Below are 22,559 nucleotides of genomic sequence, written 5' to 3'. Positions count from 1 at the left end.
TCTATCTTCTAGGTGATGGTGGTCCGCCCTTTCCTGAAATATCTACCCATTCACCATTTACAAATTTCTGCAGTGTGTTGGTCATACTATTATAGAATAATTCTCCTTCAGTCGAGTTTAATGGGTTTACACTGAAATAAGGATCATCTCCATGATATTCGAATTTAAATTCGTCAGAATCTTCATCTACAAATCTATCAATTATCTTATCAATTACTAATCCTGCATTTCGTGGTTCTAGATTTAGTGTAAATGAGACACATGAAAATTTACTAACCTCTCTGATCTCAACGGTACCATCTTCTTCAGTAAAGAAAATCTTTCCTTTGGAATCTACTCCGTGAACAAAATATTCTGTTACCTTGCAATCTCTGTATTCTAATGATTGTATGATTTCACCATCTCCTGAAAACAGATCTATTGAAACATGAATTCTGTTATCTGAACTCTCTGCTCGTTTGTCTTCAATTGATCGCTTTAGTAATTCATAGTATGATCTTTTGTCTTTGCTAGGAACTGATTCTAATAGGAAATTATTCTCTCCATCCACAAAACCAACTCTTGAAAATGAATCATATGCTCTTTCTTCTAATGTTCCTGAAGGTGTGACTCTAACTTGAATGGATTTTGCTACATTGTCACTGCTGAGCGTGACACCTGCATATGCTTGTAAAATATCAAAATTGGAATAAATTGTAGAAAACGTTAGCAATACTGCTACAGATGTAATCGATATGATGGCTATTTGCCTGTTATCCAATAGACTAAATGCCCAATTTTCCTTTATAAGCAATAGTATGTAATCCCACTTCTGGTACGCAAATTATGACAGGTTCGCATGGTTCGAACCATATTTTGTGCCTAATCGAGATCCTTGGTTATATTGATTGTAACCACTCTAATCTCTGAAGAACAATGAACATAGAACAACAAACACCCGCATTTAACTCAAATTCTGTGATTTTGGATGCAGGAATGGAGTCATTATTAAAAATGACAAATGATGTCATGATGAAGATTAAACAAAATTCTCTGGAGATTTCCCTTTGACCTATCAATTTCCTGAAGATTCCTCAATGAATCATATTCTAAAAATGACAAATGATGTCCTTTTCAAGATCAAAAAACAAACAATGGAGATTTCATGTTGAATTCAGATCAAATCAGTCTGTTTGATAATGAATCAGATACTGCAATGTATAAGCATAAACTCACTCTTGAGAAAATCAGGAATGAATTAATCAATTTTGGCCTAACCAAAAGTCAGGCAAAGGTGTTCATTTATCTCGGCAAGTATGGATCGAAGACTGCTTCTGAGATAGCAAAAGCACTACAATTGCCAAGAACTGAAACATACCATCTGGTCAATTCTCTCCAAAACATGGGTTTGGTTGTAGCAGAATTAGCACATCCTACCAAATACACTGCCATGGATATGAGAGAAGCAGTTGCAACCCTGGTAAAACAGGAACAAGATAGAATCGATGTCTTGGCAAATAAGGAAGAATCTCTATCTGAGATGTGGAAAGAAATTCCATTTTTTGCCGTAGAGACAGATGAATCAAAATCAGAAAAAATGCAATTGTTGCATGGAAATGGTCCGATCACAAACAAGATCAGAGAGATGGTTGGTTCTAGCGCTGAAGATTTGAGAATCTATGGAAGCGTATCTGATTTGCTCAGAATGTATCATTCAGATGTGTTTGATTGGATAGATGAATCTCCAACCAACCTCAAATTAGTGGTATCTCCACTAAACAAAACTCCTGAATTTCTATCTGAAATGAATTCTGATTCTATTAGAGCAATGCCATCAAATTCTGAAAACAAGTGTTTCATTGTAAATGACAAAAAAGAGGTTCTCATCTTTATGCGCAATGCAACACATCCTACTAGACAGGTTTTTGCATGGTGGTCTGATTCTGAAACTCTTGTCGATATGATGAGTTCATTATTTGAACTATCTTGGGAAAAAGGAGGATCATTATATTGAGTACTGTATTAGCTCTTCAAAGTCTTCAAAATGAAGTTTCTTTTATCGCTCAACATTCGTATGATGAAGGTCGTGAGGATCTAAATGATCTTGAAGTTGAACATTTAATCAAAATGACTTATGATGTGGTTCAAAAAATCAAACAAGCAACACAGGAGAATACGTATTGAACTTCTTAAAACAATTCTATTTGTTACTCACTGGTCAGGTAGAGGAATTATCTGAGGAGATATCTTGGTGAATACATTGAGGAAATTCTACTTACTACTCACTGGCCAAGTAGAACAACTATCAAAGGAGATTGACGATGAATCGATGCGAAGATAGACATGAGAAAAAATTTATGATTACTTATAGGCCTGCCCCTGGCGGTCAATACACTCCTAAATGGATGGTTTGCTCTAACTGTGTTGAAAACAAGCATTGTTTTGGTGATGAAGAATTAATCTTATCCATTGAAAAAATTGCTTAATACAAAAACTCCCAAGTCAAATTACAATAAAGCAATACTATTTCATCTCAAAATTTTAGATGAAACCTCTGAAAACTCTAAAGACTTTTCAGAACATCCTTGCTAGTTTTTAAAATTCACATATTTACCGTGAGGTTCGACACCTTCGATACTTTGTTCATGACTAATCGAAATCCTTGGTTATATTCATTGTAACTAATAGTATATTGAAGAAAAGATGAACACATCACAAAAAACCACAATGTTTGATTCCAATTCAGACTATTTTCTAGATGCTGAAATGGCAAATCTCTTACAAATGACAAATGAAGTACTTTTGAAAGTCAAATTATCTGTAAAGGAGTCTTACCTTTGACTCTACAATATGTCCAGGATCCACAAATGGATGAATTACTCAAAATGACCAATACTGTAATTTCAAAAATCAAACAACAGACACAGGAGATGTACTCTTGAATATCTGTGAAATGTGTTTAAAATCATACCATGTAGGTCACAAGGGATGCTGTTCGACTGATTGTTATCTCAAAGTTTTACAATCTAGATTGGATGCCTGTTTTAGAAAAGATACTAGTCACACCCAACTATTGATGGCTCTGGTCTAAACTTTACAATTTTTTCATTTTTCTGAAATGACTTCCAAAAGTCTTTTTTCTCAAAATCATAATTTTCATGATTTTTCACATAATCTTTTATTGCGTCAGCAATCAAATTCGTATCCAAATTCTCTTTATTTTTTAAAATTGTCTGTAATATTATTTCTTTAGATGTTTCAACCTCTAATTTCCTCTGAATTACATTCACAGGATTTGTTTGTTTTCTAGATTTTAATAATTACTATTATTTCCATCTTGATTGTATCTAATCATTTTGGACAAAATACTGTGAATTTAGTCCTAGTTAGAATGGAATTTTTCAGTTAGTATTTAATGTGATATGGCCCTTCTGGATACAATATGGATTCAATAGATGTTGTTGATGAAGTAAACGCCTTGCTGAAATTAGGTGTGGGTGATGCGTATAGGTTAGAGCACATTAAACAATCCTTTATTCAAAATAAGAATATCTGGGTCACTGATGAGAATTATCTAAAGCGTTTAAGAGAAAAATATCTGGTAAAACAAGCAATCGAGACTGATGATGAAATTGTTTTTGAAAATGAACCTGAAAATAAAGAAACAATTCACTGTTGGAAATGTGGAAAGCAGACTCCTCTAAGTGCAAATTTTTGTATGATTTGTGGAACTTCTCTTTTTGAAGTAGGTGCAGAACCACAACCAATACCTGGAACAAAATCTTCTGCTAAAGTTTCAAAATCTATTCCGTTAAAATTCCCAATTATTGTTGGCATTCCTGTTATCCTTTTGATAATCCTTGGGGCTGGATATTCTCAAGGTTATTTTGATAGTGCTTTTGATAAAACTCCGGTTGTAAATTCTGTTCCTGAAATTGAGAATGAAGATATTTTCTATGGTGAATATGATTCAAAATGTGGTACAGGAACTGTCTTAGATCCTGAAACAAATGCATGTAGAATTGGTGAAGTGAAAACTACAAGTTCTGATGAAACTGATTCAAAATGTGGTCCTGGCACTATCTTTGATGAAGAATCAAATTCTTGTATTCTTGGATAAATGAAACTGGTAATAACTATCATAATGGTAGTTGGAATTTCAATAGCATCAGTATTTGTAATAAGTGAAATAATTTGGTATTTTGCAAATCAAGAATTTGAAAAAGCTAGAGAAGAGATAGTAAATGCAATAAAATATTTGATCAATGAAGGAATTTTGTGGGTAGATTATAGTCTAATTGCCAATACGCTTAAGTCCATGACGTATTCTGAATCGTATTGAAACTACCTCGAAATGATAAAAAAGCAATAATGGTGAGTTTGTTAATGTTAGTAGGTATTACCGTATACACATTTTCAACTATGTTGTAAAATGTGAGATTACAAACCTTCTGCGATTTGACAAAGTGATGTAATGGACCGGATGGGATTTGAACCCACGACCTTTGCGGAGAAGTAATTTCTCTTACGCAGTGTGAGTGCGTCATCCAAACCAAACTAGACGACCGGTCCAACTAAATTACTTTGAGAGTGGTTTTTTTGTCTTTGCTATATCATTATGTCACAATTACCCTGGCCTTTTTTAGTAACTCTAAAAGATAATCTTCATGTCTTTACAAGAATTTGATGCATTAATTGACAGGATGAAATTGGCATTTGAATATGCTGATAATTTGGGACAATATGTGGAAGCTGCTAAAGTTTTGTATCAAATGAATGATCAACTTCCTGATGATTTACAGTTAACATTTGATGAATTAGATGATCCTGAAGCTGCAAAATCCTTTGTCAAACAATATTATACTGAATTAAAACTTGCAATTGTTGATTATAGGCAAAGATTGATGGTTTCTTAATTCTATTTCTTAACACCGAGATTTCTGTTCTTTAATCTCAAGTATGGGTTTCTGCATTTTCTGCATCTTGTTGCGCCAATATCATTTCTACATCCACATTTGAAGCAAATTCTCATAACAAGTCGTGCTTGTTGTGCAATTCTTTTCTTTTCTGGGTCTGTGATTGGCATTTGATTGTCTCCTTAATCTCTCTCTTTTATTCTAATCGGATTTTTCCATCTTTCCTGCTAATAATACTGGTACTTCTGCTGGTCTTTTTGCTACTGGAATGTTTGCCTTGTTAAACATTGAAACTTTGGATTCAGCTGAACCATATGTTCCCATTACAATTGCCCCTGCATGACCCATTCTCTTTTCTTTAGGTGCTGCTCTGCCTGCAATGTATGCTACAGTTGGTTTGTTAAATCCACTATCAATAATTCTTTGCGCCAAAATTTCTTCTGAATCTCCTCCAATCTCTCCAACAACTACTAGACCTTCCATATCTGGAATATCTTTTACCATTTCAAATGCGTCAATTAATCTTGTACCGTTTACAGGATCTCCTCCTATTCCAATTGTAATTGATTGTCCGAATCCTGAATTTGTAAGGGCATCTGAAATTTCATAAAGTAATGTTCCGCTTTTAGATAATACTGCAATCTTTCCTGCCTTGAATGGCATTGGTGGCATGATTCCTACTTTGATTAATTCTGGAATCATAATTCCTGGGGTGTTTGGTCCAATGATCACTGCTCCTTTTTTCTTTGCTAAATCTAATGCTTCCATGGTGTCTCTAATTGGAACATGTTCTGGGATAGCAACTAGTAATTTGATACCTGCATTTAGTGCATCTTTGGCAGCACTCAGGAAGAATTTTGCTGGGACATATACAATTGAAATTTTTGCATGAGTTGCATCTACTGCTTCTTGCATTGTATTGTAAATTGGAACTTTGTCTTCAAATTTTTGACCTCCTTTACCTGGTGTTACTCCGGCAACAACATTGGTTCCGTATGCCATCATTTGCTTTGCATGTAGTGAACCATATGCTCCAGTAATACCTTGAACAATGACTCCTTTATTTTCATAATCAGAATCCTCTGGTTTTCCTTTTAGTAATCCAAAGATGTCTGTCATTTCTTTACTCCCATTACTGCTGCATTAATTGCCTCTTCTACTGAATCAAAGATGTTAGTTCTAGACCCTTTGAGCATTTCTTTTGCTTTTTCAGATTCTGTCCCCTTTAGTCTTGAGAATACTGGCAAATCAATTAGATTATTTTCATATGCTTTGAGAAATGCTTCTGCAACAACAGTTGTTTTTACAATTCCTCCATAGAGATTCACAAGAATTCCTTTCACTCTATCTAATTTACTAATCAAAGTTAATGCTTCATACACTGATTCTGTAGTTGCACCACCACCTACATCTAAGAAACATGCAGGCTTTCCGCCATTGTCTGATAACATATCCAATGTTGACATTACTAATCCTGCACCATTTCCAACTACTGCAATATCTCCATCTAATTCGACTAGAGAGAAACCACTTTTTTCAGCTTGCTCTTCAATTGCAGTTTTTTCTTGGTATTTTTGTAGTTCTGGATGTCTAAAGTTACTGTTATCATCTGTTACAAACTTACCATCAAGTGCCATGATTGAATCATCTTGCATAATGGCTAATGGATTAATCTCTACAAGTTCTGCTTCTTTTTCAATTGTAAGTTTTGATAATTTCTTCAAAGTGTCAACAAATTGTTCTGCGGTGTTTCCCTCCAACTCCATTTCTTTTGCAACTTCTCTTGCAAGTTCATCTGAAACATCTCCTAGTCCAACTTCTTTAATAATTTGATTTTTTACTGATTCAATTTCTACGCCGCCTTCAGCTGATGCGATAATAGTGTAACATCTTTTTGAACGATTCAAAAATATTGAAAGATATAATTCCTTTTTGATATCTGCCATTTTTTCAAGTAAGATTGCTCTTGCTTTTTCACCTTTAATTGTCAAGTCCATGACTTGGGGGTATTTTAGCTCAAATTCGTCATCATTTTGGCATTTTTGAATGCCGCCTGCTTTGCCTCTGCCACCTACTGGAACTTGAATTTTAATTACAAATGGATATCCTAATTCTTTTGCATGTTTTCTGCCCTCTTCAATATTGGTAGATGAGATACTATGAAGAAGATTAATTCCATACTCTCGGAATAGTTCCTTAGCCTGAAATTCTAGTAATTGCATGCAAGAATCATGAATTTTACGGTCTTTATTAACTATGATACTATTTTAATTGCTCATCAAGAAAATCAATCATTTCTAAAAAGCGATCTTTGCTTTTTCTCAATAACTCTTGAGGATATTCTTCAATTGTAAATACAAACTGTTGGTGGAAACTTGGAACTAGAATTCCTCCTGATGTCACCATCTGCTCAATTACATATCCTTTGGTAAGTGTACATACAATCTCTTCATAGGATTCTTCTTCTTCTTCTAGAGTTTGTCTATACAGGACAATTGGCCTGTTTGTTTTTGCAACAATGTTTGAGCCTTTTTCTAACAGATCTGATAAATGCTGAATTTGCCATGCATCTAGACTAATCTGTTTTACCATGATATGATTACGTGATTTTTCTATTTAACCGTGATAAAACAACGCATCTTCACAATTTGTCGTCATTAAAGTCACCTTGAGTGTGAATTTTAAAAAGAAAATGATTTGGCACTTAGGCCATATCTAATGCTCTAGAATGTTTTCTTGTATGTGGTCTTTCACCTGCATACTTTCTTCTCATGTGTCCTGATGGTCTTCCATAGATTAGCTCTAGGAACCAAGACTCATGTTCAATCTCTTCAGCCAAGATATCTTTTGCAATATCATATGTGGCAGGATCTTTTCCTAATGTCATCTGACAAATTTTATTCCAGTTGACAATTGCTCCTTGTTCTGCTTTGAGACATTTTTCTAGAATCGCATTATGATCTGTTGGATTTTCTGGAAGTTGTAAGAATCCACAACCTGAAATTTTGATAAATTCAGTTGCGTCATTTGGGAGTGCTCCACCTAATTGGTAGATTCTCTCAAGGCATGATTCAAAGTGACTAAGATCTTCTAGTCTTGCATCTTCGATAATTCCTTTCAATCCTTCACCTTCTATGCCTGTACAATGTGCTCTGAGATTGGTAAAGTAATAGTATGCAGTAAATTCAACTGCTGCATTTTTGATTAGTTCTTTAACCAATTCATCAACATCTAGGCCATTTTGTTTTAGAACGTTAATTCCAACAACATTTGGATTTGATTCGGACATTTGCTTATGGACTTTTTGATTCTAATAAAAATATTGCATCAGCAATCAAAATCTATTCTACAGAAATCTTGATTTTTTGACCATCAATGTCATCTTCTTTGTATTCTTTACAAGACTCTGTAAAGTTGACTTGTTTTACTCTGACCAAAAATGCCAATTCTTTTGCTTTTTCTTTCATCATCTCAAGTGATTCTTCATCTAATTCCAAAATTGATGCTACCTCTAAAACATCCGTTGGTGTGTATCCTCTTTCTTTTCTTAGAGTTTGCAGTCTTCGAGCAATGTCTTTGACTAATCCTCTTGCCATCATCTCTCTGTTTCTTGATGTTGAAATTAGTACAGTGTAATTGTCTCTTTTTGCAACTGCAAAATTCTCACTTGCATCAAAGTCTATGATAAAATCTTCATTGTCTAATGATATTTTTTCACCATCAATATCAAAATCATATTTTGATTCTTTTTGTAGCGATGAAATAATTTCTTCAGGATCTGTTTCATTAAATGTTGAAACCAATTTTCCCATGTGTTGTTTTGCTTTTGGTCCAATTCTTTTTCTTTCTAATTCTACAATTCCTTTTACTGGTAATCCTAACTGCTTTAATTCTAAAATTTGTTCAAGACCTGATTCTTTTTCTGTTTCAGTAATGGTAAATTTTTCCACGTTGAGCTGTGATTGTAATAATTCAGATAATGATTCAAGTTTTACCTTTTGACCTTTCTGAACACAAATTTGTGCTTCATTTAATGGCCATCTTCTCTTTAATTTTCCTTTCATCCTGGCAGCTGATGAGATAGATACCACATCTTTCATAATGTCAAATGATTCTTCAATTTCTTCATTGACTAGTGACTCTTGATATGTTGGCCATTTGTCAAGCAGTATGCTTTGTTTTCCTGAAAACACTGATTGATACAGATGTTCACTAGTAAATGGGCAAAATGGATGAATCAAAATATCTAGTGTTTTGAGCACCTCACTTAGTACTGCATAAATTGAAAGCCTTCTGTTTTTCTTTTCTTCATCCTCATCCCACAACTCTCCTCTTGTAATTGGAATGTATATCTGACTAAGATTGTTAATTATAAAATCATCCATTGCCTTTGCTCCTTCGTGGAACTTGCATGTCTCATTCTTTTCAGTCAAGATTTGAATTAGTTTTTGAAGTTTTGATAATAGCCAAATGTCTGGTGATGTGAGCAAATCGTTTTGTTTTGCCCATTCAATTGTGTTTGTATTATCAAAATTATCGTATTGACTATTTTGTTGAAAGTACAGGTGTAAATTGAATAATGTGTTTATCACTTGGTATGGTCTTGACATTAATTCATCTGTGCTGAAACTAAGGGGTTCAATTGGACTTGCTTTCCACATGAAATAGAATCTAATCAAATCTGCTGGATATTTTTGTAATAATTCTGCTCCTTCCAAAACATTTCCTTTACTCTTACTCATTTTGCCTCCTTTTTCATCAAGTACATGTCCTTGAAACAAGAATGCTTTGTAGGGAGGGATTGCAGAGTTGTTTAAAATCACATTTTCAATTAATAGAGTATATGCCCATCCTCTAGTTTGATCAATCCCTTCTGTAAAGAAAGGAGCTGGAATTTCATTAGAATATTCTTCATCTGTTAATGATGAATATGGTGCAGAACCACTGTTGTGCCATGTATCTAAAACATATTCTTCTCTTTTTGTATTGACTCCATTACATTTTTTGCATTTTACTGTAATGTTGTCAATCCATGGTCTGTGCAATTCAAAGTCTGGGCCATCAGGTAACTTGTCTGCTGACTCTACAATGTCTTTTCTTGTAAAGAACCAGCTCTTCTCACCACAATCTCCACAATTCCAAACAGGTAATGGACATCCCCAAATTCTTTCACGCGAAATACACCATGGATGCCTTTCTTTGATAATTCCGAGAAATCTATTCTTTGGTTGCTCAAAAAAGTATTCTACACTTTCAGCAGCATCAATTGCTTTGTTTTCTAGTCTATCTAATTTGTAAAACCAACCTCTTCTAGCAAGCCATACGATTGGATGGTGTGATCTCCAGCATAGTGGATATTTGTGTTTGATTTTACCTATTTTTACCAGAGCATTGTGCTCTTTGAGATCCTCTACAATTGGTCTGTCTGCATCTCTGACAAACATTCCTTGGTATTTACCTGCCTTATCTGTAAATTTCACCTCGTCGTTAATTGGACTAAAAATTTTGACTTTTCTTTTGTTTGCAATTTTGATATCTTCCTCACCGTTTGCTGGTGAAAGATGTACTAGTCCACTACCTGTGCTTGCATCTACAAAAGTTTCAGATACTGCAACGTGATAATTCTCTAATTTTGAAATTTCATTTAATTCTGGAATCAAATCTAATAGTGGGTGGATGTATTTTTTCCCTTCAAATTCTGAGCCTTTTGCAGTTTTCTCAATTTGGTATTCTTCAATTTTTAGTTCTATCATCAATTCTTCTAATCTTGTTTTTCCAATTACCCATGTTTCACTTTCAACTTTGACATATGCATATTCTTCTTCTGGTTGTAGTCCTACCATTGCATCTGTAACCAGTGTAAATGGCATCGTAGTCCAAACTATCAAAAATGCATCTTCATCTACTAGTTTTACTTTATAGTATAATGATGGGTCTTTGACTTCTTCATATCCTTGATTTACTTCTGCATGACTAAGTGATGTTTGGCAACTAGGACAATATGCAATAACTGTAAAGTCTTCTTCTAAAATTTTATTTTCATATGCTTTTTTGAGAACTTGCCATTCTCTTTCAATAAATTCATCTCTAAAAGTCCAATATGCTTTTTCATGATTAAATGACATTCCAAGTAAATCATCAACTTCTACCCATGTCTTGTTGAATTTCTCTACAACTTTTTTACATTCTGCAACAATTCTCTCTACTCCAAACTCTTTGATTGCTTCAGTTTTTCCTCCTGAAACCCCAAGCTCTTTTTCAACCTGTAATTCCACTGGAAGTCCCTGTGTATCCCATCCTCCGTTAAATTCAATTTTTTTACCTTGCAATGTATTGAATCTGTACCACAAATCTTTGATGACTCGGCCTCTAAGATGACCTGCGTGAGGAATACCGTTCATGGTCGGTGGCCCCTCGATAAATCTAATTTTCTCAGGTTTGTCTGATGCAAAAATTTGTTTTTCTAAATCAATGGATTTGATGTATTCTTTAACTTGAGATTCTATTGCTTTTGCGTCAAATTTAGTGGAAAGTTCCATCTGGATTTTGGTATGTTTGTGGCATTATAAAGCTAAATTGATTTTCTGAGACTTGGATTATATAATTGGGTGAAAGATAATTTTTGTTGGTAAATGTATTAGTGATTGGTTCAGGTGGGCGAGAACATGCACTATCTTGGAAATTATCTCAAAGCAGTAAAGTAGAAATTGTTTTTACAGCTCCTGGAAATGGCGGAACTCTAAACAACGTCCCAATAGATATATTTGATTTGGATGCCCTAGCTGAATTTGCTCAAAAAAATAATTGCTTTACTGTAGTTGGACCTGAAGATCCCCTTGCAGCAGGAATTGTTGATAAATTTAACAAATTAAATCTCAAAGTATTTGGACCTTCTCAGAAAGCTGCTCAGCTTGAATCAAGTAAGATATGGGCTAAAGACTTTATGAAGAGAAATAATATTCCAACTGCTCGTTTTGAAATATTTGATGATGTTCAGCAAGCTCAAGATTATGTAAAATCCCTTGATTACAATGTAGTTGTAAAAGCAGATGGATTGGCAGCTGGAAAAGGAGTTATTGTTTGTAATGGAAACGATGAGGCAATTTCTGCAATTCAAACAATTTTGGTAAAAAAGACATTTGGCGATGCTGGAAATCGAATAATTATTGAGGAGAGAATTGATGGGATTGAAGCCTCTTACATTGCACTTTCCGATGGCGATGTTGCAATTCCTATGGCCACTAGCCAGGATCATAAACGAATTTTTGATAATGATGAGGGTCCAAACACCGGAGGAATGGGTGCATATTCTCCTACGCCGATAATAGATGATGCTTTAGCAAAAATCATCCAAGAAGAAATTATTGAGAAAACGATTCATGCTATGAAAAATGAAGGAATAACCTTCAAGGGATTTTTGTATGCTGGAATAATGATACGTGATGGCAAACCCTATGTTTTAGAATATAATGTCCGAATGGGTGATCCAGAATGTCAGCCAATAACTATGAGAATGGATTTTGATTTGTATGATTATTTTGTTGCAAGTATAGATGGAACATTATCTTCCATGCCCAAAGCTTCATGGAAATCCCAATCTGCCGTATGTGTTGTCTTGGCATCAAAAGGATATCCTGAATCTTATTCTAAAAATGATGAAATTTCTGGATTTGATTCTGTTCCAGAAGGTGCATTTGTTTTTCATGCTGGTACGAAAAAATCTGATGGAAAAATTCTTTCTAATGGTGGCAGAGTACTGGGGGTTACTGCATTGGGTGATACATTGAATTCTGCAATCAAAAATGCTTATGCTGCAACTGAGAAAATTTCATGGTCCCAAAAGTTCAATCGAAAAGACATTGGTAAAAAAGGACTTGCTTATCTCTGAGTTTGTATAGTACTATCTTCAGTTACAATCCAATCTATTGGGATATCGTGATCTGATTTTGGAATATTTTTAATTATTTGTTTTTCATATGTGAGAGAAATTGTCGTAGTTTTATTTTCTGCTAAAAATTTATCATAAAATCCATGACCATATCCGAGTCGAATTCCTGATGGGGATATTCCTACAGTTGGAACCAAAATAACATCCAGGTTGTTATCTACTGGACAGTCGTCTTTTGGTTCCATGATGTCAAAACTTCCTTGCTCTAGGCTCGAAAAATCAACAATTTTTCTAAATTCCATTTTTTCACCAATGACTTTGGGGAGAAATACATCTTTTCCTTGACTGATTAATTCTTGGATAATATCTTGGGTGAATACTTCACTTCCTATTGGATAATACACTCCAATTTTTTGAGCGTTTTTGAAGGCAAAAATTTTCTTTAATTTCTTTTGAATTTTTCCACTTATGATCTTCATTAAATCAAACGATGTGTTATCTCTTTGCTCTAATAGACGATTTCGAAGTGATTCTTTTTCGGGATTATTTTCCAATTTGACTGCTCAATGATGCGGCTGTGATTGTATTTTTTAATAGCATGGCAACTGTCATGGGTCCGACTCCTCCTGGAACTGGTGTTGCAAAAGATGCTTTTTGTATAATATCGTCGTAATCTGAATCACCTACTAGTTTTTCTTCAAATCTTGAAATTGCAACATCGATAACTATTGCTCCTTCTTTGATCATATCTGATGTTAATTTGAATTTGGTCCTGTCTCCAACTGCGGTAATTACAATATCAGCTGCTTGACACAGTTCTGTCAAGTTTTTGGTTTTAGAATGACATGTTAGTACCGTGGCATTTTTTTCTAAGAGTAAATGATACAGTGGCTTTCCAACCAAATTACTTCGATTAATTAATACGATATTTTTGCCTTCCAAATGAATTCCATGGTAATCAAACATTTCCATTACTCCCGAAGGTGTGCAAGCAACAAGGGCTGCTTTTTTCATTGCAAGTAGTCCTGCATTATGTGGTGTTAGACCATCCACATCTTTTATTGGTGATATTCTTGATGTAGTTGCAAATTCGTCTAATTGTTTTGGCAATGGAAGTTGAACTAGAATTCCATGAACTGAATTATCTGAATTTAACTCATCGATAATTTTTGTCAATTCTATCTGTGTGATATTTGCATCTAGTTTGTGGTCTTTAGTTGTAATTCCAACCTCCTCACATGCCTTGTGCTTATTTCTCACATATGTTGCAGATGCTGGATTATCTCCAATCAAAACCGTGGCTAAACAAGGTGAAATTCCTTGATTTTTCAACTCTGCAGCTGCTTTTTTGACCCTGTCTTTAACTGATTGAGCGATAATTTTACCATCAATTTTTACTCCTACCATGCTCTGTTTTTGATTTGTAGATATTTAATTCTTGGAATTCTTTGATGGAAATCTTAGAAAAGAAATTAAATGGTTATTTTCCTAGTCATATCATGTTTGTGATGATTGCAGATATTCAACTCAAAGATGGCGCAGAAGAGGATTTCAAAAACTGGTTTGCAGAATCAAACAAGGTATTGTGTAATTTTCCAGGATTTATCTCAAGAAAATTCTTAAAATCTTCTGATGGAAGCTATAGGATTCTCGTAGAACATGAGAGCAAAGAGACATTTATCAAAATGCATCAAAGTCCTGAACATGAAAAAGTTCACCCTACTGGACATTCTTTCATGAGTGCTGATCCTCAAAGAAAAACATACACAGTAGCTGCTGAATAAAATTGAAACTAGAGTATGATTTAGATGCATACCTTGGAAAAATCAAAAACAGCGACTCTTACTTTCATACTTTTATCAATAAAGACAGTTTAGCTGTTGGTGTTTTAGTCTTAAAACCTGGAGAAGAAGATACTCAAACACCTCATGATAGTGATGAAGTGTATTGTGTTATTTCTGGCAACGGATATCTGAAAATTAAAGATAAAGATTACAAATTATCTAAAGACAAACTATTTTTTGTAGCAAAAGATGTGGAGCATTATTTCCATGGAAATACAAAGGAACTAAAAGTCTTGTATTTTTTTGGCGGTCCTGATTCTTAACTGATTATTGTTCGTCTACCTGAAACTTTGATTTTCTTTCTTGCAAAAAGATTAACAGCTTCAGGATAAATCCTATGTTCTTCTTTTAGTATTTTTTTTGATAGTGATTCTTCTGTATCTTTCTCATTTACTTTGACAACTGCTTGAATAATTACTGGTCCTGTATCCATTCCAGCATCAACAAAATGTACTGAGCATCCTGATACTTTGGCACCATAATCTAATGCCTGTTTTTGAGAATTTAATCCTGGAAATGCAGGAAGTAATGCTGGATGAATATTGATGATTCTATTCTTGTATTTTTTTACAAATTCTGGGCTAATTATTCTCATAAATCCTGCAAGACATACTAGGCCATTTTTTTGTGTGACTCTGTATTTTGTTAAAATTGAAATAATTTTTTTATCATATTCTGCCCTTGTACCTTTGAATCCATTACTTTCAATTACTTCTACAGGTACTCCTAGTTTCTGTGCAATTTTTAGTCCCTTTGCATCTTGTTTGTTAGAAATAACTACTGCTGGATTGATTGGGATCTTTTTTTTCTTAATTGCCTTTAAGATGGATTCCATGTTGCTCCCGCGTCCTGAGATTAGAATTCCTAGATTTAGCAACTAGTCAATAGTAGATCAAACCTGCAATTTATATCAAATCCAACAAGCATCATTCTCATTGCCTAGAAAAGTCAGGATGACAAAAAATGGAATCCTGTGTGAAGTTGCTGACAAACGAGTTTGTTTGGATCCAAAAAATAGCGATTCTATGGGAATCAATTTTGTATCTCACGCTCATTCTGATCATCTTCCTTCAAAAAATGGTGGAACTATTCTCTCATCTATTGAGACAAACGAGATAGCCAATCTAAGAGGATTCAAGATGGAAAATCACATTGATTCACTAGATAATTTCTCTTTAATTGATAGTGGTCATATTTTAGGTGCCAAAGGATTGCTCTTTGATGATATTTTCTATACTGGAGATATTTGCACAAGAGACCGCGGATTTCTTAAAGGTGCAAAAGTTCCAAAATGCAAAACTCTGATTACTGAATGTACATTTGGTTTGCCTGAATTTGTTTTTCCTAAACTTGAGGATACTCTCAAACAAGTAAATGAATTAATTTCTGAACTTTATGGAAAAGGAATTCCTGTAATTTTGATGGGATATCAATTGGGCAAAGCCCAAACTATCACTCAATTCTTTGGGCATTGGGGTCCGCTATACCTTCATGACTCTGTAAAAGATATGAATTCACTTCATCAAAAATTTGGGGTTCCATTAACTGATGGAATTGGACATACTGAAGCAGAGCAAAATGGTCTACTTGATAAAAAGCCGTGGATTATGGTTGCCCCTATGTTATCTAGCAAAAATAAATTTGTTCAAGATATGAAATCAAAATATGGTGCTGTAACAATTGGATTTAGTGGATGGGCACAATCTACAAAATTCTCTTTTGGACGACGAACAGATTATTCTATTCCAATGAGTGATCACTGTGATTACAATGAACTAATTGATATGGTGATACAGTCTGGAGCAGAACAAGTTTACACTATACATGGATTTGTTGATGAATTTGCAGAGGATTTGAGAAAGAGAGGAATTAGTGCACAGCCTTTATTGGAAAATTCACTAGATGACTTTACTTAGTAAATTCATTACATTTACAATCTTCTACTAGACAAGTTTCTGAATTTCTGATATGATCATGTGAGAAATGTTTGCAATCTTCATTTTTACATATTCTTCTTTGAGCTTCTTTTTGTACTATTGATTGGGCAATTTCATTTGCTTTGTCTTTCGTGTATCCTTTTTTATCAATATAGAAATGAACTACTCTATTGTAAATCTTCTCTGGGTTGAATTGTTTTTCTAACAATATTGTCTCTTCCTGTTCCCTCTTCTAAAACTTGATCCCTCATGGCAGTCACATTTACAGAATTCATCGTTGCAAAACCCATGATTATTTTCTAACATATTATAATTGGGCATTTATGATATTTGAAGGACTCTTCTTTTTGAGTTGGCATTTGTTTAATTTGCATTCTAAAATTTGATATTTTTTAGATTATTTCAAAAAATTATCTTAAAATCATGCCTATATCCATCAAATTTGTGTGAGTGGCATTGGTAATTACATTGCCTTTTTGTTTTTGAAAGAATCGTCCTGAATCGCTATTTTTTAGAAATTCTTTCATTACATCCAAATCTATTTTGACATTTTCTGTAATTGCCCCTGCAAAAACTGAATTACCATCTATTCCATCAGTACCAATTGATGCAATAACCATTTTTTCTAGTTTTTGAGTATTTTTTAATAATCTTAAAACTAATTCTTGATTTCGTCCTCCCATTCCTTTTCCTAAAACTTTGACTGTGGTTTCGCCTCCAAAAATTATACATGTTTTTTCCTCTACTGAAATTTTTTCTAGGGTTTTTGTTACTGCTTCTTTAATGTCTCCAAAAAGTTGCATCATACAAACTTTGTAACCTTTTTCTTGAGCTTTTTCTTTCATTGCTTGTAAACAATCCTTATTACTTGCAATAACAAAATTTTCAATTTTAGCTTTTTTTGGAGTTTCTATATTTTCATTTTTTCTTTTTTCTAAAAGATCTAAAACTTCCTGTGGCATTTTCCAACGGATTTTGTATTTGTCAATAATTTCTAAGGCATTTGCATATGTGGTGTCATCCATGTATGTAGTTCCCGAAGCAATGGATGAAAGATCATCTCCTTCCACATCTGACATTACTAAACTAACTCCTTCACACTTCATGTTTTCTACTAGTTTTCCTCCTTTGATTTTGGAGAGATGCTTTCGTATGCAGTTAAACTCTTGAATTGTAGCTCCTGATTTGAGCAATACATTTGTCACGTGGACCTTATCTTCCAAAGTAATATCGTCTGGCATTGCAAGTAATGATGAACCTCCTCCAGAAACTAGAAAAATTATCAGTTCATCACTGCGCTTGTTTTGAACAAATTTCATGACTTCTTTTGCTGCTTTTACACTTGTTTGGTCTGGTTTAGGATGTCTGGCATTGAAAATTTGAAATTTTTTACCCTTGATTATTGATTTTGAGCCTTTGGGGATGACGATAATTCCACTTTTGATTGGAATAATGGCATTTAGTGCCCTAGTCATGGAATCTCCTGCTTTTCCAAAAGCAACTGAGTATATGTTGGAATATTTCTCAAGATTGATAGTTTTTCCATCTATTTTGATTTCATTTGGTCTGACAAAATTTTGAATGATGTTTTCAGGATTTGCTGCTTGTAGTCCTGTCTCTAGAATTTCTAAACATTCTTTTTTCTTAGTAGTAGTTGCTAAATCATCAAAATTCTGAATAATCATACTGTCACTCAACAATGCAAGATATAATAATAATCAATGATGCCTCAGATTTATGCAAACAGTACGCATTCCAAAAGTTATCAACTTTGGAGAAAATGCACTTGGTGAAACAGAGTATCCAAAAAATGCCCTAGTTGTCACAACCGTTCCGCCAGCACTATCTGACAAATGGTTAGCAAAAATGGGTATCCAGGATTACATGTTGTATGATCAAGTAAAACCTGAACCATCAATTGAAGATGTCAATACTGTTATTTCACAATTCAAGGACAAAGATCCATCATGTCTAATCGGACTTGGTGGTGGAAGTTCAATGGATGTAGTAAAATATGCTGCACCTGAGATGAAAAAAGAGAAAATCTTAATTCCAACAACATTTGGAACTGGAGCTGAAATGACAACTTATTGTGTTCTGAAATTTGACGGTAAAAAGAAATTGTTACGCGAAGACAAATTTTTAGCTGACATGGCTGTAGTGGATTCATACTTTATGGATGGCACTCCAGAACAAGTCTTGAAAAATTCTGTCTGTGATGCATGTGCTCAAGCAACCGAAGGCTATGATAGCAAACTCGGTAACGACTTGACAAGAACTCTATGCAAACAAGCATTTGATATTCTGTATGATGCAATTATGAATGACAAACCAGAAAACTATCCTTACGGATCAATGTTGTCTGGAATGGGATTTGGTAATTGTTCTACAACTTTAGGACATGCATTGTCCTATGTGTTTTCAAATGAGGGTGTACCACACGGATATTCATTATCCTCATGTACCACCGTTGCACACAAGCATAACAAGTCAATCTTCTATGATAGATTCAAAGAGGCAATGGATAAACTCGGTTTTGATAAACTAGAACTCAAAGCTGATGTTTCAGAAGCCGCTGACACCGTAATGACTGATAAAGGACATTTGGATCCAAATCCAATACCAATAGTCAAAGACGATGTTGTAAAATGTCTTGAAGATATCAAAGCAGGTAATTTGTAAAAAATTCAATATTTTTTACTTTTTTTCTATTTTATTGATAAACTGCGAAATTGGCAGCTTGATGAAACTTTTTATTCTAATAATTTAACGTAATTGTACTTGGCTTCAAAAGAACTCAAATTTGGTATTCAAAATGGACTAAATGTAGCAAGAGCTGGTTATACTGAAGACCAAATTTTAACAGCATGTATACTTGCTGACAAAACTGGATATGATTCTATTTTCTATATGGACCACACAAATGTCCCTCAATGGAAAAATGCAACAGTTCTTGATCCTTGGGTAATGTTATCTGCAATTGCAGCAGTAACAAGTAATGTTGAACTAGGAACATGTGTAACTGATGCTATCCGAAGACATCCTTCCAACATTGCACTAGCTGCAATTACTCTTGATAGAGTTTCAAAAGGTAGAGCAATTTTGGGTATTGGTGCAGGTGAAGCACAAAATCTAAAAGAATTTTGTATTCCATTTGAAAAACCTGTTTCAAAATGGGAAGAACAAATTGAAACTATTCATAAATTATACACTTCAACTCCTGATAACACTGTAGATTACAAGGGAAAATATTATCAACTTGAAGGCGCATGTTTGCAAGCTCCTCCAATTAGAAAACCACGTCCACCAACATACATGGCATCTGGTGGTAAACGAACATTAGCATTAACTGGAAAACTTGGAGATGGTTGGTTACCAATTGGTTATACTCCAGAATTGTTTGAAGATCACAGAAAGCAAATTGAAGTTTCAATGGATACAAACAACAGAACCCAAGAAGAAAAAGACAATTTCCAAATGGCTTTGGATATTGATGTTTACTTTTCTGATGATGCTGAAGCTTCTTGGGCTAAAATGAAGGAAGCAGTAAAAGTTAGTTTATTCAAGCCTGAGATTTTGAGAGTTCACGGATTAAAAGAAATTGAAGGATTTGATTTCGTAAAATACTTTACAGAATATTCAATGTCTGATCAGAGTTGGATTGTAAAGATGAGAGAAGCTGCAACAAAAATCCCTGACGCTGTTGCACGTTCATCAACTGCAGTTGGAACTCCTGAAGATATGATTCCAGTATTTGAGAGATTTATGGAAGCTGGTGTAAATCACTTTGTCATAAGATTCTGGGGTAAGAACTACTTTGGTTCAATTGATAAATTTGCAAGCCATGTAATGCCTGCATTACGTAAAAAAGCACAACAATAAGACGTTCTTTACAATAACATACAGCAAATCATTTAGTTAAGCGTCTTATTCTATATGTAATGGATGAAGATCTTCCTGAATCTGTAAAAAAATGTCTAGATATTCTAGAAGAAAATGTAGAAATTTTGGCAAACCTGGAATTTGATTTAGATGAGGAAAAGGAAGATGAACTTACCCATGACATGGAATTACACAACTTGTATGATATGACTGAAGATGTTGCAGAATCTGCAAAACTAAAACGTGCAGAATCTAATTTTACACGAAGACAAGCAGAAGATTCTTTATAATTTAATGTCTGCTGGTCTTTGTTTTTGTAAGTGATTTAGCTTTGCGCTTGTTTCTTTGTTTCTCTAATCTTTTCCTTGTGCGCTCAGTTGCTTTTGTTTCACCTTGAATGATTTTCGTTTTACTTCCGTCTCTTAGCATTATCTCTTTACCTTTGAATCGAAATTCCACATCTCTGCATTTAATGTAATATCTTCTTAGACAAAAAAATATTCTATTGTTTGTGCCATGCATTTCTTTAACTTCCTTTGATTTTTTCAAATCATTTAGAATATTTCTAAGCAAACCTTTGTCAATATCCGTAATTCTATGCACTTCTCTAAACCAGATGAACCTTGAATCTGACCCCCATTCTTCTAAAAGTTTCAAAACAATCTTAGTGGCTTCTTCACGTTCTTCATCAATTTCACTCATTTTCTTGTGTTACATTGGTCCTAAATTTAGCAATTTACATTAATGAAGAATTTGGATGAAAAAAGTCAAGTTTTAGAATGTTGTTTGTTTTTGATTATTTTTGTAATTCTGTCCTATGGACACAGAATTTAAAACTGAATGTAACAAATTAGAATGTAGAATTTTAGAAATTAAAGCAATGGCTAAAGAAATGGATGAAGAAGAATAATTCTATTTCTTTGCTTTTGCTTTTCTTTCCCTGATTCTTGATTTTGTCACCTTTACTGATTGTTTTTGATTATTTTCCATCTTGTTAGCTATCGAATCAATATGCTTTATGATTTTGGCTTGCATTTCTGGAGAATTTGTTTTTAATAATTTCTTTTTTAATTTTTTTAGTTGATTGGAATATCCTTTAAAGTCATCTCGTAATTCATTTAGATACGGATCATCCATGATAATTTTTCATTTGTCATGTATTTTAGTGGTATCTATGATCTGGATTTATAATATTATTTTACCAAATTAATTTATGCAATTAACTGGAATACTCCAAATCCGCTCTTATGAAAAAGTTAAAGAATTTCTAAATGAAGAACATGTTGGTCGTGTAGCAAGTATTGATGAGAATGGATTTCCACAAATAATTCCTATGAATTTTGTTTTTTTAAATGATGCAGTTTACATGCATTCTCATGTAAAGGGTGAAAAATTAGAAAATATTTCTAGAAATGATAAAGTAGGGTTTGAAGCTGACAGGGAATTAGAATTTTTACCATCGTATTTTGAGGATCCTCATAATGCCTCTCTTGCTGATACCTTGTACATCAGTATTGTAATCAAAGGTGTGGGAACTTTTGTATCTGATAGAGAAGAAAAAACACTTGCACTAAATGGTCTAATGAAAAAATATCAACCAGAAGGACAGTATGATCCTATACAATCTGATATGCGTGTTTTAGATGCTGTTAGTGTTATCAAAGTAACTCCACAAACCCTTCACGGTAAATACAAAATTGGTCAACACATGAGGCCTGATGATAGAATGGTTTTGGCTCAAAAAATTCTAAAGAAAAATTCTCCCTCTGCTATTGAAACGCTAAAAATTATGGGGTTTGAGATAACTGATTCTGGTTTGAAAATGGTTGATGAGCCTATATGGTAATTTTTGATTAATTTAGATATTGTCCATTTTAACTCTACTCTTTTCTTGAGATTCTTTTAATTTTTTAAGAAATTCGCTTGTCTTGATCTTTAATTCTATCATGACTTCTTGCTGAGTGTCTTTTAGCTCTTTTTTTGAATCCTTTTCCATTTAGAGCACTATTTCGATTCTGAAATATTTACATTTAAAATTTCATCAAATTTCCCAAATTTAGTACTTTATTGACTTGTTGTTCTTATTGTGTAAACGTTAGCTATAAGTTCAGTT

Annotated in this window: 31 protein-coding genes and 1 tRNA gene; 15 read left to right on the top strand and 17 right to left on the bottom strand. The window is 33.8% G+C overall.

Annotated elements, in window-relative coordinates; genetic code table 11:
- Window position 1: 1 nt before the first annotated feature.
- Window positions 2–760 carry a hypothetical protein gene (locus C5F47_RS06720; protein WP_179360332.1) on the bottom strand — a complete coding sequence of 253 codons (759 nt, stop codon included), beginning with the start codon at window positions 758–760 and terminating at the stop codon, window positions 2–4.
- Window positions 761–1,144: 384 nt separating this feature from the next.
- Between C5F47_RS06720 and C5F47_RS06715 the strand changes: the two genes are divergently transcribed.
- The 4 genes from C5F47_RS06715 (at window position 1,145) to C5F47_RS06700 (ending at window position 2,820) form a co-directional block, all read left to right on the top strand.
- Complete coding sequence (locus tag C5F47_RS06715) at window positions 1,145–1,993, top strand: TrmB family transcriptional regulator (RefSeq protein ID WP_179360331.1); 849 nt, start codon at window positions 1,145–1,147, stop codon at window positions 1,991–1,993.
- Window positions 1,990–2,163, top strand: coding sequence for a hypothetical protein (locus tag C5F47_RS06710; RefSeq protein ID WP_179359957.1), 174 nt, complete (start codon window positions 1,990–1,992; stop codon window positions 2,161–2,163). Before C5F47_RS06715 ends, C5F47_RS06710 begins: the two co-directional genes overlap by 4 nt.
- A 137-nt stretch (window positions 2,164–2,300) precedes the next feature.
- Window positions 2,301–2,465 (top strand): hypothetical protein, encoded by a 165-nt coding sequence (locus C5F47_RS06705; RefSeq protein WP_179360330.1) that lies wholly within the window; start codon window positions 2,301–2,303, stop codon window positions 2,463–2,465.
- A gap of 217 nt (window positions 2,466–2,682) precedes the next feature.
- Complete coding sequence (locus tag C5F47_RS06700) at window positions 2,683–2,820, top strand: hypothetical protein (RefSeq protein ID WP_179360329.1); 138 nt, start codon at window positions 2,683–2,685, stop codon at window positions 2,818–2,820.
- Between the two features lie 215 nt (window positions 2,821–3,035).
- On the opposite strand, the gene C5F47_RS06695 is transcribed toward C5F47_RS06700, so the two are convergent.
- Window positions 3,036–3,269, bottom strand: coding sequence for a hypothetical protein (locus C5F47_RS06695; RefSeq protein WP_179360328.1), 234 nt, complete (start codon window positions 3,267–3,269; stop codon window positions 3,036–3,038).
- A 152-nt stretch (window positions 3,270–3,421) separates the two neighbouring features.
- On the opposite strand from C5F47_RS06695, the gene C5F47_RS06690 reads away from it, so the two are divergent.
- Window positions 3,422–4,099, top strand: coding sequence for a zinc-ribbon domain-containing protein (locus tag C5F47_RS06690; RefSeq protein WP_179360327.1), 678 nt, complete (start codon window positions 3,422–3,424; stop codon window positions 4,097–4,099).
- Window positions 4,100–4,321 (top strand): hypothetical protein, encoded by a 222-nt coding sequence (locus tag C5F47_RS06685; protein ID WP_179360326.1) that lies wholly within the window; start codon window positions 4,100–4,102, stop codon window positions 4,319–4,321.
- 133 nt (window positions 4,322–4,454) lie between these two features.
- Here C5F47_RS06685 and C5F47_RS06680 read toward each other — a convergent pair.
- Window positions 4,455–4,551 (bottom strand) — tRNA-Val (locus C5F47_RS06680).
- 95 nt (window positions 4,552–4,646) lie between these two features.
- On the opposite strand from C5F47_RS06680, the gene C5F47_RS06675 reads away from it, so the two are divergent.
- Window positions 4,647–4,895: a hypothetical protein gene (locus C5F47_RS06675; RefSeq protein ID WP_179360325.1), complete on the top strand. Its 249-nt coding sequence runs from the start codon at window positions 4,647–4,649 to the stop codon at window positions 4,893–4,895.
- Window positions 4,896–4,897: 2 nt separating this feature from the next.
- On the opposite strand, the gene C5F47_RS06670 is transcribed toward C5F47_RS06675, so the two are convergent.
- The 6 genes from C5F47_RS06670 to ileS all read right to left on the bottom strand — a co-directional run bounded on the left by C5F47_RS06670 (window position 4,898) and on the right by ileS (window position 11,434).
- A complete protein-coding gene (locus tag C5F47_RS06670) occupies window positions 4,898–5,065 on the bottom strand; it encodes a 50S ribosomal protein L40e (RefSeq protein WP_179360324.1) in 168 nt (55 codons plus the stop codon).
- Between the two features lie 31 nt (window positions 5,066–5,096).
- Complete coding sequence (locus C5F47_RS06665) at window positions 5,097–6,014, bottom strand: succinate--CoA ligase subunit alpha (RefSeq protein ID WP_179360323.1); 918 nt, start codon at window positions 6,012–6,014, stop codon at window positions 5,097–5,099.
- A complete protein-coding gene (locus C5F47_RS06660) occupies window positions 6,011–7,117 on the bottom strand; it encodes a succinate--CoA ligase subunit beta (protein WP_179360322.1) in 1,107 nt (368 codons plus the stop codon). Before C5F47_RS06660 ends, C5F47_RS06665 begins: the two co-directional genes overlap by 4 nt.
- 40 nt (window positions 7,118–7,157) lie before the next feature.
- On the bottom strand, window positions 7,158–7,487 hold the full coding sequence (locus C5F47_RS06655; protein ID WP_014965470.1) for a hypothetical protein: 330 nt from the start codon (window positions 7,485–7,487) through the stop codon (window positions 7,158–7,160).
- Between the two features lie 112 nt (window positions 7,488–7,599).
- Complete coding sequence (gene dps / locus C5F47_RS06650) at window positions 7,600–8,184, bottom strand: DNA protection during starvation protein (protein ID WP_179360321.1); 585 nt, start codon at window positions 8,182–8,184, stop codon at window positions 7,600–7,602.
- A gap of 52 nt (window positions 8,185–8,236) precedes the next feature.
- On the bottom strand, window positions 8,237–11,434 hold the full coding sequence (gene ileS / locus C5F47_RS06645; RefSeq protein ID WP_179360320.1) for an isoleucine--tRNA ligase: 3,198 nt from the start codon (window positions 11,432–11,434) through the stop codon (window positions 8,237–8,239).
- 86 nt (window positions 11,435–11,520) lie between these two features.
- Here ileS and purD point away from each other — a divergent pair, with 86 nt between their 5' ends.
- Entirely contained in the window at window positions 11,521–12,783 is a 1,263-nt protein-coding gene (gene purD, locus C5F47_RS06640; protein ID WP_179360319.1) for a phosphoribosylamine--glycine ligase, read from the top strand.
- Here the strand turns inward: purD and C5F47_RS06635 are convergent.
- Together C5F47_RS06635 and C5F47_RS06630 are read right to left on the bottom strand one after the other, a co-directional pair.
- Window positions 12,774–13,337: a 5-formyltetrahydrofolate cyclo-ligase gene (locus tag C5F47_RS06635; protein ID WP_179360318.1), complete on the bottom strand. Its 564-nt coding sequence runs from the start codon at window positions 13,335–13,337 to the stop codon at window positions 12,774–12,776. The genes purD and C5F47_RS06635 overlap by 10 nt on opposite strands.
- On the bottom strand, window positions 13,327–14,190 hold the full coding sequence (locus C5F47_RS06630; RefSeq protein WP_179360317.1) for a bifunctional 5,10-methylenetetrahydrofolate dehydrogenase/5,10-methenyltetrahydrofolate cyclohydrolase: 864 nt from the start codon (window positions 14,188–14,190) through the stop codon (window positions 13,327–13,329). The genes C5F47_RS06635 and C5F47_RS06630 overlap by 11 nt, the downstream gene beginning before the upstream one ends.
- A gap of 92 nt (window positions 14,191–14,282) precedes the next feature.
- Here C5F47_RS06630 and C5F47_RS06625 point away from each other — a divergent pair, with 92 nt between their 5' ends.
- Both C5F47_RS06625 and C5F47_RS06620 read left to right on the top strand, forming a co-directional pair.
- The gene (locus C5F47_RS06625) at window positions 14,283–14,567 is read left to right on the top strand and encodes an antibiotic biosynthesis monooxygenase family protein (protein ID WP_179361811.1); all 285 of its coding nucleotides are present in this window, start codon (window positions 14,283–14,285) and stop codon (window positions 14,565–14,567) included.
- Between the two features lie 2 nt (window positions 14,568–14,569).
- Window positions 14,570–14,890 (top strand): cupin domain-containing protein, encoded by a 321-nt coding sequence (locus tag C5F47_RS06620; RefSeq protein ID WP_179360316.1) that lies wholly within the window; start codon window positions 14,570–14,572, stop codon window positions 14,888–14,890.
- Here C5F47_RS06620 and purN read toward each other — a convergent pair.
- Window positions 14,887–15,504, bottom strand: coding sequence for a phosphoribosylglycinamide formyltransferase (gene purN / locus C5F47_RS06615; RefSeq protein ID WP_179360315.1), 618 nt, complete (start codon window positions 15,502–15,504; stop codon window positions 14,887–14,889). The genes C5F47_RS06620 and purN overlap by 4 nt on opposite strands.
- Window positions 15,505–15,580: 76 nt before the next feature.
- Between purN and C5F47_RS06610 the strand changes: the two genes are divergently transcribed.
- Window positions 15,581–16,543, top strand: coding sequence for an MBL fold metallo-hydrolase (locus tag C5F47_RS06610; protein ID WP_179361810.1), 963 nt, complete (start codon window positions 15,581–15,583; stop codon window positions 16,541–16,543).
- A 188-nt stretch (window positions 16,544–16,731) separates the two neighbouring features.
- On the opposite strand, the gene C5F47_RS09810 is transcribed toward C5F47_RS06610, so the two are convergent.
- The gene (locus C5F47_RS09810) at window positions 16,732–16,854 is read right to left on the bottom strand and encodes a hypothetical protein (RefSeq protein ID WP_281361071.1); all 123 of its coding nucleotides are present in this window, start codon (window positions 16,852–16,854) and stop codon (window positions 16,732–16,734) included.
- Between the two features lie 120 nt (window positions 16,855–16,974).
- Complete coding sequence (locus C5F47_RS06605) at window positions 16,975–18,249, bottom strand: glycerate kinase type-2 family protein (protein ID WP_179360314.1); 1,275 nt, start codon at window positions 18,247–18,249, stop codon at window positions 16,975–16,977.
- Window positions 18,250–18,301: 52 nt separating this feature from the next.
- Here C5F47_RS06605 and C5F47_RS06600 point away from each other — a divergent pair, with 52 nt between their 5' ends.
- The 3 genes from C5F47_RS06600 (at window position 18,302) to C5F47_RS06590 (ending at window position 20,736) form a co-directional block, all read left to right on the top strand.
- Window positions 18,302–19,246 (top strand): iron-containing alcohol dehydrogenase, encoded by a 945-nt coding sequence (locus C5F47_RS06600; protein WP_179360313.1) that lies wholly within the window; start codon window positions 18,302–18,304, stop codon window positions 19,244–19,246.
- Window positions 19,247–19,339: 93 nt separating this feature from the next.
- On the top strand, window positions 19,340–20,446 hold the full coding sequence (locus tag C5F47_RS06595) for an LLM class flavin-dependent oxidoreductase (RefSeq protein ID WP_179360312.1): 1,107 nt from the start codon (window positions 19,340–19,342) through the stop codon (window positions 20,444–20,446).
- 59 nt (window positions 20,447–20,505) lie between these two features.
- Window positions 20,506–20,736 carry a hypothetical protein gene (locus tag C5F47_RS06590; protein WP_179360311.1) on the top strand — a complete coding sequence of 77 codons (231 nt, stop codon included), beginning with the start codon at window positions 20,506–20,508 and terminating at the stop codon, window positions 20,734–20,736.
- Between the two features lies 1 nt (window position 20,737).
- Here the strand turns inward: C5F47_RS06590 and C5F47_RS06585 are convergent, their stop codons facing one another.
- On the bottom strand, window positions 20,738–21,148 hold the full coding sequence (locus C5F47_RS06585; RefSeq protein WP_179360310.1) for a hypothetical protein: 411 nt from the start codon (window positions 21,146–21,148) through the stop codon (window positions 20,738–20,740).
- Between the two features lie 210 nt (window positions 21,149–21,358).
- Window positions 21,359–21,583 carry a hypothetical protein gene (locus tag C5F47_RS06580; protein WP_179360309.1) on the bottom strand — a complete coding sequence of 75 codons (225 nt, stop codon included), beginning with the start codon at window positions 21,581–21,583 and terminating at the stop codon, window positions 21,359–21,361.
- A 76-nt stretch (window positions 21,584–21,659) separates the two neighbouring features.
- On the opposite strand from C5F47_RS06580, the gene C5F47_RS06575 reads away from it, so the two are divergent.
- Window positions 21,660–22,292 carry a pyridoxamine 5'-phosphate oxidase family protein gene (locus C5F47_RS06575; RefSeq protein ID WP_179360308.1) on the top strand — a complete coding sequence of 211 codons (633 nt, stop codon included), beginning with the start codon at window positions 21,660–21,662 and terminating at the stop codon, window positions 22,290–22,292.
- A 12-nt stretch (window positions 22,293–22,304) separates the two neighbouring features.
- On the opposite strand, the gene C5F47_RS06570 is transcribed toward C5F47_RS06575, so the two are convergent.
- A complete protein-coding gene (locus tag C5F47_RS06570; RefSeq protein ID WP_179360307.1) occupies window positions 22,305–22,442 on the bottom strand; it encodes a hypothetical protein in 138 nt (45 codons plus the stop codon).
- Window positions 22,443–22,559 lie beyond the last annotated feature (117 nt).

Origin of the sequence: Nitrosopumilus cobalaminigenes (assembly GCF_013407145.1) — an archaeon.
GTDB lineage: Archaea > Thermoproteota > Nitrososphaeria > Nitrososphaerales > Nitrosopumilaceae > Nitrosopumilus > Nitrosopumilus cobalaminigenes.
Note: the sequence above shows the minus strand (reverse complement) of the source record. Positions and strands in the feature narration are given on the sequence as shown.

Excerpts from the sequence above, each read along its gene's own strand:
- C5F47_RS06675 (WP_179360325.1), top strand. The coding sequence starts at position 4,647 with ATGTCTTTACAAGAATTTGATGCATTAATTGACAGGATGAAATTGGCA.
- C5F47_RS06705 (WP_179360330.1), top strand. The coding sequence starts at position 2,301 with ATGAATCGATGCGAAGATAGACATGAGAAAAAATTTATGATTACTTAT.
- C5F47_RS06670 (WP_179360324.1), bottom strand. The coding sequence starts at position 5,065 with ATGCCAATCACAGACCCAGAAAAGAAAAGAATTGCACAACAAGCACGA.
- C5F47_RS06570 (WP_179360307.1), bottom strand. The coding sequence starts at position 22,442 with ATGGAAAAGGATTCAAAAAAAGAGCTAAAAGACACTCAGCAAGAAGTC.
- C5F47_RS06655 (WP_014965470.1), bottom strand. The coding sequence starts at position 7,487 with ATGGTAAAACAGATTAGTCTAGATGCATGGCAAATTCAGCATTTATCA.
- C5F47_RS06715 (WP_179360331.1), top strand. The coding sequence starts at position 1,145 with ATGTTGAATTCAGATCAAATCAGTCTGTTTGATAATGAATCAGATACT.
- C5F47_RS06590 (WP_179360311.1), top strand. The coding sequence starts at position 20,506 with ATGGATGAAGATCTTCCTGAATCTGTAAAAAAATGTCTAGATATTCTA.
- C5F47_RS06660 (WP_179360322.1), bottom strand. The coding sequence starts at position 7,117 with ATGCAATTACTAGAATTTCAGGCTAAGGAACTATTCCGAGAGTATGGA.
- C5F47_RS06580 (WP_179360309.1), bottom strand. The coding sequence starts at position 21,583 with ATGGATGATCCGTATCTAAATGAATTACGAGATGACTTTAAAGGATAT.
- C5F47_RS06610 (WP_179361810.1), top strand. The coding sequence starts at position 15,581 with ATGACAAAAAATGGAATCCTGTGTGAAGTTGCTGACAAACGAGTTTGT.
- C5F47_RS06585 (WP_179360310.1), bottom strand. The coding sequence starts at position 21,148 with ATGAGTGAAATTGATGAAGAACGTGAAGAAGCCACTAAGATTGTTTTG.
- C5F47_RS06575 (WP_179360308.1), top strand. The coding sequence starts at position 21,660 with ATGCAATTAACTGGAATACTCCAAATCCGCTCTTATGAAAAAGTTAAA.
- C5F47_RS06630 (WP_179360317.1), bottom strand. The coding sequence starts at position 14,190 with ATGGTAGGAGTAAAAATTGATGGTAAAATTATCGCTCAATCAGTTAAA.
- C5F47_RS06690 (WP_179360327.1), top strand. The coding sequence starts at position 3,422 with ATGGATTCAATAGATGTTGTTGATGAAGTAAACGCCTTGCTGAAATTA.
- C5F47_RS06685 (WP_179360326.1), top strand. The coding sequence starts at position 4,100 with ATGAAACTGGTAATAACTATCATAATGGTAGTTGGAATTTCAATAGCA.
- dps (WP_179360321.1), bottom strand. The coding sequence starts at position 8,184 with ATGTCCGAATCAAATCCAAATGTTGTTGGAATTAACGTTCTAAAACAA.
- C5F47_RS06665 (WP_179360323.1), bottom strand. The coding sequence starts at position 6,014 with ATGACAGACATCTTTGGATTACTAAAAGGAAAACCAGAGGATTCTGAT.
- ileS (WP_179360320.1), bottom strand. The coding sequence starts at position 11,434 with ATGGAACTTTCCACTAAATTTGACGCAAAAGCAATAGAATCTCAAGTT.
- C5F47_RS06600 (WP_179360313.1), top strand. The coding sequence starts at position 18,302 with ATGCAAACAGTACGCATTCCAAAAGTTATCAACTTTGGAGAAAATGCA.
- C5F47_RS06700 (WP_179360329.1), top strand. The coding sequence starts at position 2,683 with ATGAACACATCACAAAAAACCACAATGTTTGATTCCAATTCAGACTAT.
- C5F47_RS06625 (WP_179361811.1), top strand. The coding sequence starts at position 14,283 with ATGTTTGTGATGATTGCAGATATTCAACTCAAAGATGGCGCAGAAGAG.
- C5F47_RS09810 (WP_281361071.1), bottom strand. The coding sequence starts at position 16,854 with ATGGGTTTTGCAACGATGAATTCTGTAAATGTGACTGCCATGAGGGAT.
- C5F47_RS06605 (WP_179360314.1), bottom strand. The coding sequence starts at position 18,249 with ATGATTATTCAGAATTTTGATGATTTAGCAACTACTACTAAGAAAAAA.